We start from the raw sequence: 18,372 nt of genomic DNA on the forward strand, positions 1-18,372 counted from the left end.
TAAGATCTCGATATGAAAACAAGTACATTATGACTGATTTCGAGAGGTAAGAGGACTGGTTAAATAGGTTTGGCAATTAGTTTGATTATCAAATATTATGAATTAAGTAAATTTTGATAATCAAGGTATATTATGCGTGCACCCCACTGTTCTCATATCGATGTATTTTCTCGCTTCAATCCAAACAATGAGCGGAAAACCTACTACGTTTTACTGCTAACCGCTGTCACCATGGTTATCGAGATTATCGCCGGGAGCGTCTATGGTTCGATGGCACTACTGGTAGATGGCTGGCATATGGGGACACATGCGGCCGCTTTTTGTATCACCCTGTTTACTTATCGTTATGCCCGTCAGCATAAAGACAGTCGTAAATATAGCTATGGAACCGGGAAAGTGAGTGTGCTCGGCGGTTATTCCAGCGCTGTTGGACTGGGATTAGTCGCAATCGTGATGTTGTTCGAATCACTGTATCGCTTTATTGATCCCGTTCAAATCCATTTTACCGAAGCAATGATCGTGGCTTCTATTGGTTTGCTGGTGAATGTGGTCAGTGTTTTTCTGTTACATGACCATGACCATGACCATGACCATGACCATGACCATGACCATGACCATGACCATCATAGCCATCATGATCACAACCTGAATGCAGCCTATATGCATGTTTTGGCTGACGCACTGACTTCAATTCTTGCGATCGCTGCGTTGTTGATTGGTAAATTTTTGGGATGGGTTTGGTTGGATCCGGTAATGGGAATGGTCGGTGCCGTTGTGATTACTCGCTGGGCGATCCGCTTAATGAAACAGACTGCCCCCGTTTTATTAGATGAAAGTATTGATCGTCACTATGCAGCGCAAGTGTTGCAGAAGTTGGAGGCACTGGATGCGGATGTCACGGATATGCATATCTGGCGAGTCAGTGCTGATCATTTTGCTGCATCAATATGCTTGAATGTGCGTGATATGCAAAGTCCGGGTTTTTTTAAACGTCAACTGGCAGAGTTTGGTAAAATTCACCACCTGACGATTGAAGTCAATCATATCTGATTGTGATGTTGACCATATGTGAGGTAAAAATGTCATCGCTGAACGAGCTGAATAATCTTTTGACGGAGTTTTACGACAAGATGTCATCTTGGGAACTTTCGGTTGTCAAAGGCACGGGTTATTCTCTGGCGCAAATTCATACGCTGGAAGTGTTGGGTAGCCACGGCGCAATGAAAATGAAAGATCTGGCAAATCGGCTTGGGATCACGACAGGAACCTTAACGGTTCAGATCGACAAATTGGTTAAACTCGGTCTGGTTGCCCGGCACTTCTACGAAACGGATCGCCGTTCGATTCTGGTTGATTTGACTGAATCCGGCCAACAGATTTTTCGTCAGCATAATCAGTTGCATCTTTCTCTGACTGAAGAATTGACTAAAAATTTGGATTCAGAAACCCGATATGCACTGACCTCAATCCTGAAACAAATCAATCAAGAGTTCTGATTGACTTCCAATGTTCACTTCTCTTTTGAGGAGAGAAGCTGAACGGATTGCATCACGCGATCCTTATTTCTTTACGTACTTTGTTATTCCTTTCTTTTTTATCCAGCGAGCTGGTATGACGAGTTCATGATGAACTGATATGACCAGTCTATAGATTGAGTGAATATAATTTAAGCATTTTAAATATACCGATGATTAAATATCCGAAATATCATGGATGAAAATAAGGATGTTGCATATTTTTATCTGAGTGAAATAAAAAAATATTTATCTGAATTGGATTAAAAATGGAATCAATGTCATGTTTTTATGATCTTATTATATGTGAAATCACTTATTTTTTTTATTTAATTCAACAAAATTATTGGTGTTTTTATCGAAAAACCGACTATTGTACATTTTTTTTGTCAAAATGAAAATTTTTTTGTGAAAATTCTATGTAAATTATCGGTGTTTATCATAAATGTAATCTGTTTGACATGTGAGAATGGGGCGTTTTGTGATCTTGTGCGGTAAACGAAAATTTATTAAATAATAAAAATGTTTTTAGATATGCTGCACTAGATTATTTTGTCAATATAAGAGAAAATTATTTCACCAATCAGGCAATATATTGCTTGAGCTAGGCAAGATATTGCCCAGTCGAATAAAAAATAACCGGCAAGAATAAATAAAATAGATAGATTCTAAGTAGTTGCCGACAAAATTTGGTTGTTTTTCAACCGGTTTTGTATTGATTTACACTTTTATCAGCTAACAACAGAGGCATAATATGGGAAACGGAATCGTTGTAGGTAATACAGGTTCTGATCATGATGGCTTTCCTCCTACTCCTGTCACTGCAGGGTCAGGGACCGTTAAATACGATGGTATTCCTGCGGCTCGGCAAGGTGATCCTCTTGCACCACATGATAAGCCGAAACATCCACCTCATGGACGCTCTATTGCAGCAGGTTCAGGAACGGTAATGGTTGATGGAAAGCCCGCAGCCCGTGCTGGTGACCCGATCAGTTGTGGCGGTGCTTTACAAGGTGGTAGCAGTGTTAATATCGGCTAAAAACAAAGCATTTTTGCTCAGTGCTATTGTATGCGGCTCTTGTAGCAGTGTTGTCATGGCAGATGATGTTGTGAATCCTGAGGCCGCGGTAACAATTGATGAAAACCCATATGGCACAACGATTACAACTGGCAAAAGTGCCACAGCGAATAGAGAAGATATTGCTGATGGAAACTTGAATCGTGTCTCGATTCAGATGCCAGAATCAGATCAGCAGGCAGATAATCAGCAAAAGTATGATTACGATATTAAATTTTTGACGCCTGCTCAGGCTTATGAGAAAGGGCGTTTGCTGCGCGCACAGTTTAAAAATGAAGAAGCAAGACATTATCTGCAATATGCTGCCGACAAAGGCGATGCGGATGCTGCTTATTTATATGCGATAGAGTTGTCGGAATATAACCCGACTATCCGCACCCCACGGCTTGTCAGAGAGTATGTCGAGCAGGCGGCTAATCTGGGTAATCTCCACGCGATGAATTACTTGTCTCAACGTGGAACTTGGTTGCGTACGACGATTCGGCAGTCATGGCAAAAACGCTATCATGATGGCTTAGTCAGGCTCGCAGCAACGCAACCCGCAAAGGCTGCTTACTATCTGTCTCTTTATTATGAAAAAACGGATCCCGAACAGTCTGAGTACTACTTAAAACGAGCGATGGATTATAGCTATCCGCTGGCATGGATGGATAATTCCAGACGTTCACTCAATGATATCAATCAGTTATATACCGAGACGCGTTTTTCGACTGGTATTTACACCAACTATCGTCATGCAGCAGAACATCATTTTATTCCGGCGATGAAAGCATGTGTTGAACTCTATGAAGGTCGCGGTGATTTTAAGAAAGCTTTTGAATGGCGTCAGCGGGCACTGGATGCCGGTGACCTGACATCTCTGGCGGTTGTGGCGAAAATATATGCAGGTGAAGCCCCATCTTATCGGTTTGTGGATGAAGACTTAATTAAAGCCCGTGCTTATTCTGAACTCTATCTGGATTATGCCGGTAGTGATCGTCTGACAAGTTTACATAAATCAATGGAACAGTTTTTTGTTGATATTACCAATGAGATGACGCCTCCGGATATTGAGCGTTCTCAAAGTATTACAGACACTTATAAAGAAAAGGTAACCTTTTATAATCACGACACTTATTGGGATTTATAAATAAGACAGCGTGTTTTTTATTTATTCCCACGAATAAAATAGGGGAATTGAATAATTGGTTGAATTTAAGTGTAATCTTATCGGTTTGAAAACATTATTAAATAAGTGGTTTTTTCATTTATTTAATTGATGCGAATGTTATTCGTGTTCTCATATCTGAGTCAGAATATTATTTTCTGCTTAGATACCATTTTGCTGGTGAAATGAATATACGCAAGCAACGACAATTGGCATAGGTATTGGAGACTTGATATGTCTAAAGAAGGTAGTGTCGCTCCGAAAGAGCGCATTAATATTAAATATGTTCCTGCAACCGGGGATCAACAGGCCGAAATTGAATTACCACTCAAAACATTAGTGATTGGTGATTTCAAGGGTCATACGGAAGAAACACCGGTTGAGGATCGTCAATCTGTTTCAGTTGACAAGAACAACTTCGAATCAGTGATGCGTGAGAGTAACCTCTCAATCAGCGCAACTGTAAAAAATAAATTAAGTGATGATCCTGATGCTGAGTTACCCGTCGAACTGAGCTTCAAGTCGTTGCAAGATTTTGCTCCTGATTCAGTTGCGGCTCAGGTTCCGGAATTGAATAAGCTGATCGAACTCCGTGAAGCCTTGGTTGCTTTGAAAGGTCCTTTAGGAAATATCCCTGCATTCAGAGAGCGCTTACAAGCACTGATTGCATCTGAAGAATCGCGTGAAAAGCTCCTTGCTGAACTGGATATTGTCGGCGGGTCTGAAGAGAAAGAACCTCAAGAGTAACGATAGACGCAATACTTTTGGTGTTTTTTAACTTATTGTCATAGGAACTTGATTAATGTCTGCTACAGAAGAAACGGTACTAGAAAGTCCCCAGGCTGGTGAACTCAGCCTGTTAGATGAAATTATGGCTCAAACACGTCTTGCGCCGAATGAAGAAGGTTATGATATCGCGAAAAAAGGTGTTGCCGCGTTTATCGAAAACCTGATTGGTTCGAGCCAGGAATCAGAACCGGTCAACAAATCACTGGTTGATCAAATGCTGGTTGAGCTGGATAAAAAAATCAGTGCGCAAATGGATGAGATCCTGCACCATGAAAAATTCCAACAAATGGAATCTGCATGGCGTGGACTGAAGCTGTTCATCGACCGTACCGATTTCAGAGAAAACAACAAAGTTGATATCATCCACGTCACTAAAGAAGAGCTGCTGGAAGATTTTGAGTTTGCACCAGAAATCTCTCAATCAGGCTTGTATAAGCAGGTTTATTCTTCCGGTTACGGCCAATTTGGTGGTGAACCGACAGGTGCGATGATCGGTAACTATGCGTTTACGCCATCAACGCCAGATATGAAACTACTGCAATACATGGGTGCGCTTGGCGCAATGGCTCATGCACCGTTCATTTCAAGTGTTGGTCCTGAATTCTTTGGTATTGACTCTTTTGAAGAACTTCCTAATATCAAAGACGTGAAATCGATCTTCGAAAGTCCGAAGTATACCAAGTGGCGTTCTCTGCGTGAGTCTGAAGATGCACGCTATCTGGGTCTGACTGCTCCACGTTTCTTGCTGCGTGTGCCTTATGATCCAATCGAAAACCCAATCAAAACGTTTAACTACCAAGAAAGTGTCCGTGAATCTCATGAACATTATCTGTGGGGTAACACCGCCTTTGCATTTGCAACGCGTCTGACTGACAGCTTTGCGAAATACAGATGGTGTCCGAACATCATTGGTCCTCAAAGTGGTGGTGCGGTTGAAGATCTGCCTGTTCACGTTTTTGAAACCATGGGTGCTTTACAAGCGAAGATTCCAACAGAAGTGCTGATCACTGACCGTAAAGAATTTGAACTTGCTGAAGAAGGTTTCATTGCCCTGACCATGCGTAAAGGCAGCGACAACGCAGCATTCTTCTCTGCCAACTCGATTCAGAAGCCAAAAGTCTTCCCGAATACGAAAGAAGGTAAAGAAGCAGAAACTAACTACAAGTTGGGTACGCAGCTCCCTTACATGATGATCATCAACCGTTTGGCGCACTACATCAAAGTATTGCAACGCGAACAGATTGGTTCATGGAAAGAGAGACAGGATCTTGAGCGTGAGCTGAATGGTTGGATCAAGCAATATGTTGCGGATCAGGAAAACCCACCAGCAGACGTTCGTAGCCGTCGCCCACTTCGTGCTGCACGCATCGAAGTATCTGATGTGGAAGGCAACCCGGGTTGGTACCAAGTATCTCTGGCGGTTCGTCCACACTTCAAGTACATGGGTGCGAACTTCGAACTGTCACTTGTTGGCCGTTTAGATCAGTAATATGTCTTATATTGCGCCTGAAGAGGTTGCATTTGGCGTCGGCTTCTTTGAACGCTTAGAAGCCGGCGAAAGACCTCGGTCGATGACCCAAGGACCAGATGCAAACGATGTGCTTAATTCGATCAAGCGGAACGTTTCCAATGTTCTGAATACCCGGCTGGGAGAAGCGCAGAGCGCACCTGAGCTGGGGCTCGTTGACTTTAACGATGCAACACTGGAAACCCTTGATTTAGCTGTCAGAATCCGCATGGCGATTAAGGACTGTCTGAGAAAATATGAGCCACGGTTGAAAGAGATTGTGGTGACGTCAGAAAGAGACGATTTGAACCCATTATCATTGAGATTTCGGATCACGGCTGAGGTGAACAGTAGTGCTGTTCATGAAACGGTCAAACTGAATCTGTTATTGGATCAGAATCGTCAATATCGAGTGTATTGATGCATGGCACAAGATAAGTACTTTCGAGAAGAACTTTCATTTCTGAAAGAGCAGGGGAAGCGTTTCACTGAAATTCATCCCCAGCTTTCTCGTTTTCTTCACGGTCAGGTGACCGACCCGGATGTTGAACGTCTGTTGGAAGGCTTTGCATTCCTGACAGCACGCTTGCGTGAAAAAGTTGAAGATGAATTTCCTGAGTTAACGCATTCGATTATTAATATGCTATGGCCGAACTACCTTCGGCCTGTTCCTAGCATGAGTATTGTTGCGTTTCAGCCGGAATCGAAAGTCAGTGAAAAGCAGATTGTCCGCGCCGGTATCCAACTGGATAGTTCCGAGAAAGTGCTGGGCACGGTATGTCATTTCCGAACCTGTCGTGACGTCGCGGTTTACCCGTTAGTGATCGAGGACATTACCTCTCACCATACGCGGGAATCGAGTACCGTTGATATCAATCTGGCAATGAAAGGTGAGATGTCAGTTGGCGAAGCGCTGGTCGATAGCCTGCGTTTTTATCTCGGCGGCGAAATTTATAGCGCGCAGATGCTCTACCTGTGGCTTCATCATCATCTGGATAAAATGGTGATTGACGTCAATGGGACTGAATTTAGTATTCCGCGCAATGCATTGCAGTCGGTCGGATTTGCCGGTGAAGACGCACTCTTGCCATACCCGAAGAATGTTTATGAAGGGTATCGGATTCTGCAAGAATATCTGTCATTCCCAGAGGCTTTCCACTTCTTTGACATTGGTGAACTGGATAAAGTATTGCCGAAATCTGTCCGCGGCAAAATGACACTTCGCATTCATTTTTCAAAAACGCTGCCGACCGATGTTCGGATTAATCAGAGTAGCTTCCAGCTCTACTGTGTGCCGATTATTAACCTGTTCGAACATGATGCTGATCCGATTGACTTGACCGGTAAGCAGTCTGAATACCGCGTGATCCCGTCGAGTCGTTATCCGTCCCATTATGAAGTGTTCAGTATTGATGGGGTATTCGGCTGGCAGGATAAAACACAAGATAGTCAACGGATTCGCGGTGAAAAACGCGTTTATCACCCGTTTGAAAGTTTTCAGCATCAGGTAGAAAGAGCCAGACAGCGTGAGGTGCTTTACTACCGTTCACGCGTCAAAGACAGCCAGCGTAATGATGGCTTCGATACCTTTATTTCGTTTATCCGCGGGGATGAAACGTTATCGGTCAATGTCGATGAAGCGATTTCGATCCAGCTCACTTGTACCAATCGGCTGTTACCGATTGAGCTCGGCGTCGGGGATATTTGTCAATCGACGGACACCTCGCCCGATTATGTGACCTTCAAGAATATTACGGCCCCGACTCAGCCGTTACGTCCGGTTTTGGATGGCAGCCTGCTGTGGGGGTTGATTTCAAATTTATCTTTGAACTACCTGTCGTTGCTTTCAAAAGATGCACTGAGCAGTGTACTCAGAACTTATGACTTCCGGGCACTGGTAGACCGTCAGGCCGAGCGTGTGGCGAAAAAACGTCTGGAAGGCATTATCAAAATCGAATCGAAGCCCATAGATAAATTATTAAGAGGGCTTCCGGTACGTGGTCTGCAATCCGAGATTCATATTGATCAGAGCTGTTTTGGCTCCGAAGGTGATCTTTATCTGTTCGGTCGGGTGTTGAGCCACTTTTTTGCTTTGTATGCCAACATCAATTCATTTCATGAACTGATTTTGGTCAACGTCAGTAATAACGAGAAATACTCATGGGGAACCCGGACAGGGATGCAGCCGCTGATCTAGATTCAGCTCAAAAAGAACAAGCGCTCATACCAATACCGGATAAGGTGAGGTCGTACAATTTCTTCCAGTTGGTGGAATTGCTACAAAAACTTCAGCACTCAAATCCGGAAGATGAAGATTGGGAAAGAGTTTGTCGCCTGATATTCAGTGCGAATCCCAGTTTGGGGTTCTCGCCTGCTGACGTGACAGATTTGACCCAGTTCGATGACGAGCATTTGATTTTACAAACTAATTTTTTTGGGTTGACCGGATCACAGTCTCCGTTGCCGGGTTTCATTCTTGAACAGTTGGTGACCGAAGAACCGGGTGGATTCAAACGTCCTTTTTTGGATTTTTTCAATAACCGCCTGATCAATCTGGTTTATCGGATCTGGCGCAAATATCGTTATTACGTTCGTTTTCAGGATGACGCACAGGATCTGTTTTCACAGCAATTATTTGCATTAGTCGGACTGGCTGATCCTGATTTGAGAGGTGATACACCGATCAACTGGTGCAAGATGCTGGCCTATGCCGGTGTGTTAGCCGGACGAAGTCGGTCTCCGCAAGTGGTTGCCGGGATTATTGCCCACTGTTTTGATTTGGAAGATGTCAGTATCCGACAGTGGGAAAAGCGCAGAGTGATGATTGACCCGTCTCAGCAATTCAGTCTGGGTCAGCAGAATGGCAACTTAGGGATGAACACTGTCATCGGTGAGTCGGTGATGGATTGCAACGGTAAGTTTGTGATTTGTATTAAAGGGTTGTCACGCCAGCGGTTTGCAGACTTTCTGCCGATCGGTAAGGAGTTTCAACCGCTGTGTAAATTGGTGGAATTCGTGTTGCGTGAGCAGATGGCTTATGACCTTGAGCTCTGCATGGATGAGAAAGAAGTTCCCGTCCTGCGACTGGACTCTCAGGATAGTGTGGCTTTGGGCTGGTATTCGTTTCTTGGCTCCGGTGAGCGTGAGAAAAACGTGTTAATTCAGGTGAGGCAATAATGATGGTTCAGAGTAAGCAGCCTTCCCTCAATATCATTGTTACCAATGTTCAGGTGTTGGAGTCCGGTTTGACCTCGCGGACGACTTGGACGCCTGCGGGGGGAACAATCGGAACGGCGGCAGATAGTTTCTGGCTTCTCACAGACAAGAATGGGGCGATTTCCCCCAATCATTGTGAAATCCAGGTCGTCGACGGTGCTTTTTGTGTCCGTGATAACTGCGGTGAAACTTATGTGAATGGTTCATCGATGCCACTGGGCCGCAACAAATTAGCCCGGCTGGAAAACAAAGATGAAATTCAAGTGGGGCCCTATTCCCTGCGAGTCCATCTCGGCAACAACGGTGAAGATGATATTGCATCAAGCAACGTGCTGGAGCAGTTATTTGACGATGACCGGCACAGCCTTTTAGCCGACGATGACGGAGAAGCCGCAACTTTACACCGGAGCGATGAAGTCGATCACAGTGTGATTGATCCGCTCATGGCACTGGATGAACTGTCGCCCCAGAACAAAGACGACAGCAATGTGCTGATCGACGGGGACGAAGAAGAAGCCCGCGCAGAAGAGGAAGCTCAGGAGCAACCTTTACTGGCGGCGGAAGAATACTACCAGCGTCCATTACAGGAGACGCAGCAAGAAAATGGTGAATACGATATGACCGCCTCGATTAGTCTGAAGAAAATTTTCAGATTCGGGGCGCTTAAATTGGGCAGAAAGTCCAAATCAGATGTCGCGCAGGCCGCGCCTGCCAATACGCGCAGTAGCAGTACCGTGAATCACAGTACCGTAAATCACAGTACCACGCGTAGTAACAATACCGATGCGCCAGACAATCAATCTGTGCACAACCGATCTGTGAGTCATGGATCAGTCGATTATCAATCAGAGAACAACGAATCAGAGGGCTATGGGATGGATGAGAACGTACTCGATCTACTCGAAGAAGAAGTCGCAAAAAGCATGTCATCGACATCAGAACAGTCTGTTGGCACAAATCATCATGGAAAACATCTGCTGACTGGCCCGATGTTGGATGGTCTGGGAGTCGATCTGACCGATAGTCATGATATGGAGAAAATGCACTTCCTTTCCGAAGAGCTGGGCCTGTCGCTTCAGGCATGTGTCAAAGGATTACTGGATCTGCACAAGCAGGTGAATCATGGCCGTTTCGATATGATGAACCGCAATCTTCAGCCGATTGAAGATAACCCGCTACGGTTGGGCTTGTCTTATGAAGAGACCATGAAAACCATGTATGACTCGCAAAAGAGTCTGGTTCACCTGTCAGCGCCAGCCGCGATTACCGAGAGCCTGAAAAGCATTCAGGATCATAATGAAGCGGTTCAGTATGCGACGACAGAAGCGCTGAGCCAGATTCTGGCGGCATTCTCACCTCAGGTCCTCCTGCGTCGTTTTAATAATTATAAGCGCCCGAATGAACAGCGTAGTGACTCCGAAGATGCGTGGGCGTGGAATATGTACAGCAGCTACTATCAGGAACTGACCTCGAACCGTCAAAAAGGGTTTGAAAAGCTGTTCTGGGAAATCTTCGAACAGGCTTACGACAAGAAAATCCGTGAGAAGCAACTGGAGTTCTGATTGTGAAAAAGTTTGCTTGTGTTTTATTCGCTTTGCTCATGCTCACTGCGTGCAGCAGTGGGAGCAGTAGCCCCCCGGCGGATGAATATAATCCGGCAGAAGCTCCGACAACAGTGACATTCAGTATGGTGACCGATGCGGGTGTCAACCCCAATATTTGGGGAGAAGCATCACCGGTTGAGGTGCAGGTCTTTGAGCTGGAGGACGATTCCATGTTCATGTCAGCTGACTATGACACCATCAAAGCCAGCTATAAAAAGGCACTGCGCAGTAACTTTGTCAGAGATTACGATTACATGCTGATGCCCGGCCAGTTTAAGTTTGTCAACGCATTCAAAGTGTCTCCGGAGACGCATTATATCGGCGTGATGGCGCATTTTGCCGAACCTGAGCTGAGTGAATGGAAGAAAGCGGTCAAAGTCCTGAATAAAGGCCGGGAGTATCACATGCTGATGCTGTTCAAAGACTACGATGTTAAATTAGAAAAAGTGGAATAATCGAGATGTTTGCACGTAACCGTGTTATCTGGAACGAAGGATTGTTTATCAAACCTCAGCATTTCCAACAACAACAACGATATACAGAATACTATGTTGATGCACGGATGAATTCTGTCAGTGGCTATCTGTACGGCATCTCTGAGCTGGCATTAAATCCGGAATATCTGGCATTCGGCCGGATTGCAATTGAACGTTTATCGGGCGTTATGCCTGACGGGACGGTCTTTAATGTACCGCAGGAAGATTCCCTGCCGGATCCGCTGGAGATCGAAGACGCATCACTGGCAGGGCAGCTGGTCTATCTGGCATTGCCATTGCGGACGGAGTCGCTGCTCGAGGTCAGTTGGCCGGAAGAGCGGGGCACCGGGCGTTATGAAAGCCGCCGGATGGATGTCCGCGATGTGCAGAGCCGACAAGGCGACACCACGACGATTGATGTCTCTCCGGTGCGCATGCATCTGATGCTGGAGAAAGAAGATCGCAGCTCTTATGCCTCATTCGCCATTGCCCGGATTCTGGAAAAGCGCCCGGACGGCAGTCTGGTGCTGGATCCTGAATTTATCCCCTGTCATCTCAACTCTGCTGTCAACGTGACGCTGCACCGGGTTGTGACTGAAATTGCCGGCTTGATGAATGAACGGGCCAAAAGCATTGCGGAGCGGATTAGCTCTCCCGGTCAGGGTGCCGTTGCGGATGTGTCTGACTTTATGCTGTTACAGGCCCTGAACCGTTTGCAGCCGTTGATTGAACATTTATCCAAGCTTCGGACCTTGCATCCAGAGCGGTTGTTTGAATGTCTGGCCTCAATTTGTGGTGAGCTGGCAACCTTTACGGATGAAAGTCGTCTGCCACCGACCATTCCTGTGTATAACCACGACATGCCAACCGACTGCTTTATGACGCTGATTCGTCATATGAGACAGAGTCTGAGTGTGGTGCTTGAGCCTCGTGCGGTCTCTATCCAACTGGATAAACGGAAGTACGGCCTCATGGTGGCGCCAATCCACGACACGAACCTCATGGAAGATGCCGACTTTATTATTGCGGTGAAAGCGAGAATGCCGTTGGACGAGTTGCGTCGTGTATTTGTCCAGCAGACTAAAGTCGCTTCCGTTGAGAAGATCAGAGAGCTGATCTCTCTCCAACTGCCGGGTATTCCTCTGACGCCGCTGCCTGTTGCGCCGCGTCAGCTCCCTTACCATGCGGGTTATACCTATTATCAGCTTGATAAATCCAGTGCAGCCTGGTCAATGATCAAACAAGCCAGCGGCTTTGCTTTCCATGTGGCAGCGGCATTTGAAGACCTTGACTTACAATTCTGGGCGATAAGGAGTTAATTGTGGTGCAGAATACGGGTGAACACATTGACAACCTACTGTTTGATAATGTGGAAAATATCAACCGGGACCAAGATTATTGGTTCCAGTTACGGGGGGATAACCCCAATGTCCTGATTGATGCAGCGACCCCGTTATTTGGTCTGTCACTCCGGGTCCGGAGCATGACCAGTTGTCCGAACATTGAACAGATCTATCATCAGACGGTTGAAGAGATCAAAGCGATTGAGATCGAACTGACCGAAAAAGGGTTTGATAACGCGGTATTGATGGCTTATCGATACATCTTGTGTACCTTTTTGGATGAAGCTGTCATGGGGACCGAATGGGGCTCTTCCAGCATCTGGGCATCCCACTCCATGCTATCCCGGTTTCATAATGAAACTTGGGGTGGCGAAAAGGTTTATACCATTCTGGCGCGTCTGGAAGGTGAACCGCAACGCTACAAATTGCTGCTGGAATTTATCTATCACTGTCTGATCCTCGGCTTCGAAGGCAAGTATCGCGTGATGGAAAATGGTCACAACGAGCGCGAAAGAGTGATCAGTCACTTATACGATATGCTGGCAGCGCTTGAAGAGAAAAAAATTCCACCGCTTAACCAAGCGAATCAACATATCGTCGATGCCAAGTACCGCCTCAATCGTCAACTACCGGTTTGGTCGGTTTTTCTTGGATTCTTCCTGCTTTGGAGCGGGATCTTTCTGGGTTACACATGGTTATTGCATGAGAAATCTGCTGACGTTGTGAACCAGTTAAGTCAACTTCTTAATTAATCTTTAGGCTAGGTGATCGCTGTGATCCGAATTGAATTACCCACTCTTATTTCAAAATTAAATCAACAAAGTAAGCTGGCGCTTGAGCAGGCAGCTTCTTTATGTATTGAACGTCAACATCCGGAAGTGACTTTAGAGCACTACCTTGATGTATTACTGGAAAATCCACTGTCAGATATCCGTGTCATCCTCAAGCAGGCCAACATTGATTTTGAGAGTGTCAAACAGGCGATCGCCAGCTCGTACACACGCGAGCATGTACTGGATACCTATCCGGCATTTTCTCCGTTATTGGTTGAATTGCTTCAGGAAGCGTGGCTGTTGTCGACGACTGAACTGGACCAACACGAACTCCGTTCTGGCGCGATCTTCTTGGCGGCGTTAACTCGCGTAGACCGCTATTTACCGGTGCGCTTGATTTCGCTGTTAGAAAGCATCAACCGGGAAACTCTGAAGAAAAACTTCGCTGCGGTTGTTGCAGATTCTTCAGAAACCGCAGTTGAAAAAACCGCAGAGAAGCGGGGCGCTAAATCACCATTGACAGAAGCAACCACACCGCTGCAAAAATATTGTTCAAATGTCAGTGAACAAGCCCGTCGTGGTGAACTTGACCCCGTATTATGCCGTGAAAATGAAATCAATCTGATGATCGACATTCTGTGCCGTCGTCGTAAAAACAACCCGATTGTGGTCGGTGATGCCGGTGTGGGTAAAAGTGCCATGATTGAGGGCCTTGCGCTGCGTATCGAAGCGGGCAACGTGCCTGACCAACTGAAAAATGTCGATATCATGGCGCTTGACTTAGGTCTGCTTCAGGCCGGAGCCTCAGTGAAAGGGGAATTCGAGAAGCGTCTCAAAGGTGTGATCGATGCGATTAAATCATCGCCGTCACCGATTATCCTGTTCATTGACGAAGCACATACCTTGATCGGTGCGGGGAATCAGGAAGGCGGCGCTGATGCGGCCAACTTGCTTAAACCGGCACTGGCGCGTGGCGAACTGAGTACCGTCGCAGCGACAACCTGGAAAGAGTACAAAAAATACTTTGAAAAAGATCCGGCACTGACCCGTCGTTTCCAACTGGTCAAACTGGAAGAGCCGAGCATCAATCAGGCGGTTGATATCCTGCGTGGTCTCAATAGTGTCTATGAGAAAGCACACCATGTGCTGATCACGGATGAAGCTCTGAAAGCGGCCGCAGAACTGTCGGCGCGTTATATTTCAGGTCGTCAGCTCCCGGATAAAGCGATTGACGTATTAGATACCGCTTGTGCCCGGATTGCGATTCATCTGACCACGCCACCCAAGCGTCTTGCGCAATTAGAAACCAACTGCTATCAGCGTCAGCTCGAAATCGACATGTTGGAAAGAGCGCAGTTCCTCGGTAGTGAAAATGATGTCAAACGTCTCGATGAGCTGCGCGCTCAGGAAGAGGCCGACGAGGCAGAAAAATTAACTCTGCTTGAAAGCTGGGAAAGTCAGAAAGAACTGGTTGAAACCATCATTGAACTGCGTTCACAGCTGATCGCCCTGTCGTTACAACAAGCTGAAGCCGTTGCTCAGCCGGTTGAAGCGGCTTCATTTGAAGTTTTAGATGAATTGGTTGAAGGCCAAGACGTTACCGTCGAGCAATCTCCGCAAGAACTGATGGAAACGCTGAAAATCGAGCTGAAAGAAAAATATGCAGCCCTTGAAGCCATTCCGCATCGTGAGCGTCTGATTTACCCACAAGTCGATGCGGACCAGATTGCAGAAGTCATTGCGGACTGGACGGGTGTGCCTGTAGATCAGATGAACACTGATGAACTGCACAAAATTACCCACCTGACGTCTATTTTAGGCGAAGCCATCAAAGGTCAGGATACTGCGATTGAACGGGTGCACCGCCACCTGTTGACAGCGCGTGCTGACCTGCGTCGTCCCGGCCGTCCGAAAGGCGCGTTCCTGTTGGTAGGGCCAAGTGGGGTCGGTAAAACGGAAACCGTGATTCAGTTGGCCGAACAACTATACGGCGGTCAACAATTCCTGACGACTATCAATATGTCTGAATATCAGGAGAAACATACGGTTTCGCGTCTGATCGGCTCACCTCCGGGTTACGTCGGTTACGGTGAAGGCGGTGTGTTGACCGAAGCGATTCGTAAAATGCCGTATTCAGTTGTGTTGCTGGACGAGGTTGAAAAAGCCCATCCTGAAGTGCTGAATATCTTCTATCAAGCATTTGATAAAGGTGAGCTGGCTGATGGGGAAGGTCGGGTGATCGACTGTAAGAACGTGGTGTTCTTCCTGACGTCGAACCTCGGTTATCAGACCATTGTGGACTATGCAGATGAGCCGAAAATCATTGCTGATCGGTTGTATCCGGAATTGGCTGAATTCTTTAAACCGGCGTTGCTGGCACGGATGGAAGTGATTCCTTACTTACCGCTGAACAAAGAAGTCTTGGCTGAAATCGTACAGGCAAAACTGGCTCGTCTGGAAAAACTGTTCCAAGAGCGTTACAGCGCTGAAGTTGAGATTGCCGATTCACTGATCGAGGAAATCCTGACCCGGGCGACCCGTTCAGAGAATGGTGCGCGGATGCTGGAAGCGATTATCGAAGGGCAACTGTTACCACCAGTCTCGCTGGCACTACTGAACAAACTTGCACAGCGCGAACCGATTAACCGCGTCTATCTGGCTGCGGTGGATGGTGAATTCATCGGTGAGGTCGAATAACGATGAACCGCTGGTTAACTTACGCGACCGATCTTGTCGGTATCAGAAAGCCGCAGCAACTTGCGACGCTTTTTATCGACACGGTTTCACGTGAGTTGGATCTTGATACTTGCTTATTGCTTGTCCCCAGCGCTGATGGGCGGACACTAGTCCCCCATCGGTCCGATCTGGAGATGGTCTGGTCGGTGACGGATTTTGATTGTCCGTTTGCCCACGTGCTCCAATCCTCAAAACCGATGGCGTTGTCATTAGACAGTCTGGTGTTTTGGCAGTCGAACCGGGCTTTTGTCCAGTTGACTGAGTCGGTCGGTTTGTTTGACGTTGTCCGCATCGTCCCGCTGCCCCTCAATCAGGATGTCGTCAAGACCGTGCTGTTTATGGTGGGTGAAGCGGATCATCTGCAGCAGATTTTTTCTGATGACGATTTTTGTCGTTATGTGGATGTGTTCAGCCAACAGTGGGCTTTGCTGACCGATATTGAACGGGAAGAGCAGAATCAGCGCGATCTGCGCGAATCACTGTTTGATGTTGAACGTGCCCGCCAACAGCAACGTCTGACCGATACATTGTCTCAGACACTGGTCGGGCAGAGTCAGCCAATGGTCAAACTCAGAGAGCAGATTGTCAGTGCGGCCGGCTCTCAGTTATCGGTCATGATTCAGGGTGATACGGGAACCGGGAAAGAGCTGGTGGCGCAGGCCGTACATGACCTGTCTGAACGGGCTAATCAGCCGTTTATCGCAATCAACTGTGCTGCGATTCCGGAAAATTTACTGGAGAGTGAGTTATTCGGCTATAGCAAAGGGGCTTTTTCCGGCGCTGAAGCCGATAAACAGGGGCTGATCGCACAGGCCAATGGCGGCACCTTATTCCTCGATGAAATCGGCGATATGCCTTTGGTGCTGCAAGCCAAGCTGCTGCGGGTGCTTGAAACGCGTACCTTCCGTCCGGTTGGTGGTAAAGAAGAGCAGACATCTGATTTTCGTTTGGTGTCTGCAACGCACGTTAATCTCTTGGGTCAGGTTCGTCAGAAAGCATTTCGTCAAGATCTCTATTACCGACTGTTTCAATATCCGATTACGGTGCCGTGTCTGACCGAACGCATCGATGATATTGCGTTATTGAGTCAGCATTTTGTTCAGTTATTTAACGATTCACACGGGACCCAGATCCGTGGATTGAATTATAAAGCGATTGATTGCCTGAAACAGCACAGCTTTAACGGCAACGTGCGGGAACTGAAGCATTTAATCGAGTTTGGATGTGCACAAACGCAAGACGGTCATGAAGTTCAGGTGAGTAGTTTTATTCACCGGATTCTGCCTCGCGAAGAGGTCAATCTGTTTCAGGTTGAAGAGCCGGAGTCGTGCACTGTGATTAAAGATCTCAAACAGGCGATTCAGGATTTTGAGTCAAAAATCATCAGAGAGCGCCTGCGATTGTTTTCCGGTGACCGTGCCAAAGCAGCTGAAAGCTTGGGGATACCCAAACGGACACTGGCTTACAAATGCCAGAAACTGGAGATTAAAGCGCCATGAAATTAGGAATTTCTCGCTCAGTTATGCGTCTGGCGACACTGATATTCTTTCCTGCGGTTGCAGCGACTGCTGCAACCGATCCTCAAATGCCGAAACTGCCGGTTTTATCTAAATCCGAGCAGTTAGTTGAACAGGCAAATCAGTGTCGCAGTGTTGCAGAGCGTCTGGAAAGATTACGTTGTTTTGACCGGGTGTTCGAAACCCCGCTGCATCTGAAGCCTATCGAAGAGCAAAAAGTCGGTGCATCTGAGTCGTGGTTACATGCGATGGATTCACTGGCGAAACTCGGCGATGGCAAAATGATGCATCTGACCGAACAAGGGGATGATGCATGGCTGATTCTGTTGGCATCCAATCCTGCGTCCCGGTTTGCGGATGACAAAAAACCGGTGTTAATGATGAGTTGTATTCACCGGATCAGCCGGGTTGAACTGGCTATGCCGAGTGAGATTCCTGATGCAAGGGCTAAAGTCACCATCCAGCGGGAAACACAATACTGGCGTAGTGATGATGCCGGCTTGTTACTCTCCTCGGGACGCGGTATGCCGGCCATTACTCTGATGAAGATTATGTCCGGGCAGGACAATACGGTGTTGCGTTCTAATTCAAAGGTGGTTGATGGCCTGACTTTTGACACCTCGGGTTTGAGCGAAGCACTCAAGCCGTTAAGAACACGTTGTGATTGGTAGC

Annotated in this window: 16 protein-coding genes; all 16 read left to right on the plus strand. The window is 46.8% G+C overall.

The genetic code is table 11. The annotated features are described in order from the left end of the window. The first annotated feature begins 132 nt into the window (after positions 1–132). The 16 genes from dmeF to vasI all read left to right on the plus strand — a co-directional run bounded on the left by dmeF (position 133) and on the right by vasI (position 18,371). Positions 133–1,050, plus strand: coding sequence for a CDF family Co(II)/Ni(II) efflux transporter DmeF (gene dmeF / locus OCV37_RS15510; protein WP_038184380.1), 918 nt, complete (start codon positions 133–135; stop codon positions 1,048–1,050). Positions 1,051–1,079: 29 nt separating this feature from the next. Beyond that, entirely contained in the window at positions 1,080–1,496 is a 417-nt protein-coding gene (locus OCV37_RS15515) for a MarR family winged helix-turn-helix transcriptional regulator (RefSeq protein ID WP_038184377.1), read from the plus strand. A gap of 772 nt (positions 1,497–2,268) precedes the next feature. Then, entirely contained in the window at positions 2,269–2,553 is a 285-nt protein-coding gene (locus OCV37_RS15520; protein WP_038184374.1) for a type VI secretion system PAAR protein, read from the plus strand. A gap of 55 nt (positions 2,554–2,608) precedes the next feature. Then, positions 2,609–3,721 (plus strand): SEL1-like repeat protein, encoded by a 1,113-nt coding sequence (locus OCV37_RS15525; protein ID WP_051680764.1) that lies wholly within the window; start codon positions 2,609–2,611, stop codon positions 3,719–3,721. Positions 3,722–3,973: 252 nt separating this feature from the next. Continuing rightward, entirely contained in the window at positions 3,974–4,486 is a 513-nt protein-coding gene (gene tssB / locus OCV37_RS15530) for a type VI secretion system contractile sheath small subunit (RefSeq protein ID WP_038184371.1), read from the plus strand. 55 nt (positions 4,487–4,541) lie between these two features. Further along, positions 4,542–6,017: a type VI secretion system contractile sheath large subunit gene (tssC, locus tag OCV37_RS15535; protein WP_038184369.1), complete on the plus strand. Its 1,476-nt coding sequence runs from the start codon at positions 4,542–4,544 to the stop codon at positions 6,015–6,017. Between the two features lies 1 nt (position 6,018). After that, positions 6,019–6,456, plus strand: coding sequence for a type VI secretion system baseplate subunit TssE (gene tssE / locus OCV37_RS15540; protein ID WP_038184366.1), 438 nt, complete (start codon positions 6,019–6,021; stop codon positions 6,454–6,456). Between the two features lie 3 nt (positions 6,457–6,459). Beyond that, entirely contained in the window at positions 6,460–8,232 is a 1,773-nt protein-coding gene (tssF, locus tag OCV37_RS15545; protein WP_038184363.1) for a type VI secretion system baseplate subunit TssF, read from the plus strand. Continuing rightward, positions 8,196–9,212, plus strand: coding sequence for a type VI secretion system baseplate subunit TssG (gene tssG / locus OCV37_RS15550; RefSeq protein WP_038184360.1), 1,017 nt, complete (start codon positions 8,196–8,198; stop codon positions 9,210–9,212). Before tssF ends, tssG begins: the two co-directional genes overlap by 37 nt. 2 nt (positions 9,213–9,214) lie before the next feature. Next, on the plus strand, positions 9,215–10,813 hold the full coding sequence (gene tagH, locus OCV37_RS15555; protein ID WP_038184683.1) for a type VI secretion system-associated FHA domain protein TagH: 1,599 nt from the start codon (positions 9,215–9,217) through the stop codon (positions 10,811–10,813). Then, entirely contained in the window at positions 10,813–11,310 is a 498-nt protein-coding gene (gene tssJ, locus OCV37_RS15560) for a type VI secretion system lipoprotein TssJ (RefSeq protein ID WP_084717516.1), read from the plus strand. Before tagH ends, tssJ begins: the two co-directional genes overlap by 1 nt. A gap of 5 nt (positions 11,311–11,315) precedes the next feature. Beyond that, complete coding sequence (gene tssK, locus OCV37_RS15565) at positions 11,316–12,650, plus strand: type VI secretion system baseplate subunit TssK (RefSeq protein ID WP_038184356.1); 1,335 nt, start codon at positions 11,316–11,318, stop codon at positions 12,648–12,650. Between the two features lie 2 nt (positions 12,651–12,652). Continuing rightward, entirely contained in the window at positions 12,653–13,426 is a 774-nt protein-coding gene (gene icmH, locus OCV37_RS15570) for a type IVB secretion system protein IcmH/DotU (RefSeq protein WP_038184355.1), read from the plus strand. Between the two features lie 21 nt (positions 13,427–13,447). Further along, positions 13,448–16,144 carry a type VI secretion system ATPase TssH gene (gene tssH, locus OCV37_RS15575; protein WP_038184353.1) on the plus strand — a complete coding sequence of 899 codons (2,697 nt, stop codon included), beginning with the start codon at positions 13,448–13,450 and terminating at the stop codon, positions 16,142–16,144. Positions 16,145–16,146: 2 nt separating this feature from the next. After that, on the plus strand, positions 16,147–17,682 hold the full coding sequence (locus tag OCV37_RS15580; RefSeq protein WP_038184352.1) for a sigma-54 interaction domain-containing protein: 1,536 nt from the start codon (positions 16,147–16,149) through the stop codon (positions 17,680–17,682). Beyond that, complete coding sequence (gene vasI, locus OCV37_RS15585) at positions 17,679–18,371, plus strand: type VI secretion system-associated protein VasI (RefSeq protein WP_038184350.1); 693 nt, start codon at positions 17,679–17,681, stop codon at positions 18,369–18,371. The genes OCV37_RS15580 and vasI overlap by 4 nt, the downstream gene beginning before the upstream one ends. Position 18,372: the final 1 nt, after the last annotated feature.

The sequence above is a fragment of the Vibrio rhizosphaerae genome (assembly GCF_024347095.1).
GTDB lineage: Bacteria > Pseudomonadota > Gammaproteobacteria > Enterobacterales > Vibrionaceae > Vibrio > Vibrio rhizosphaerae.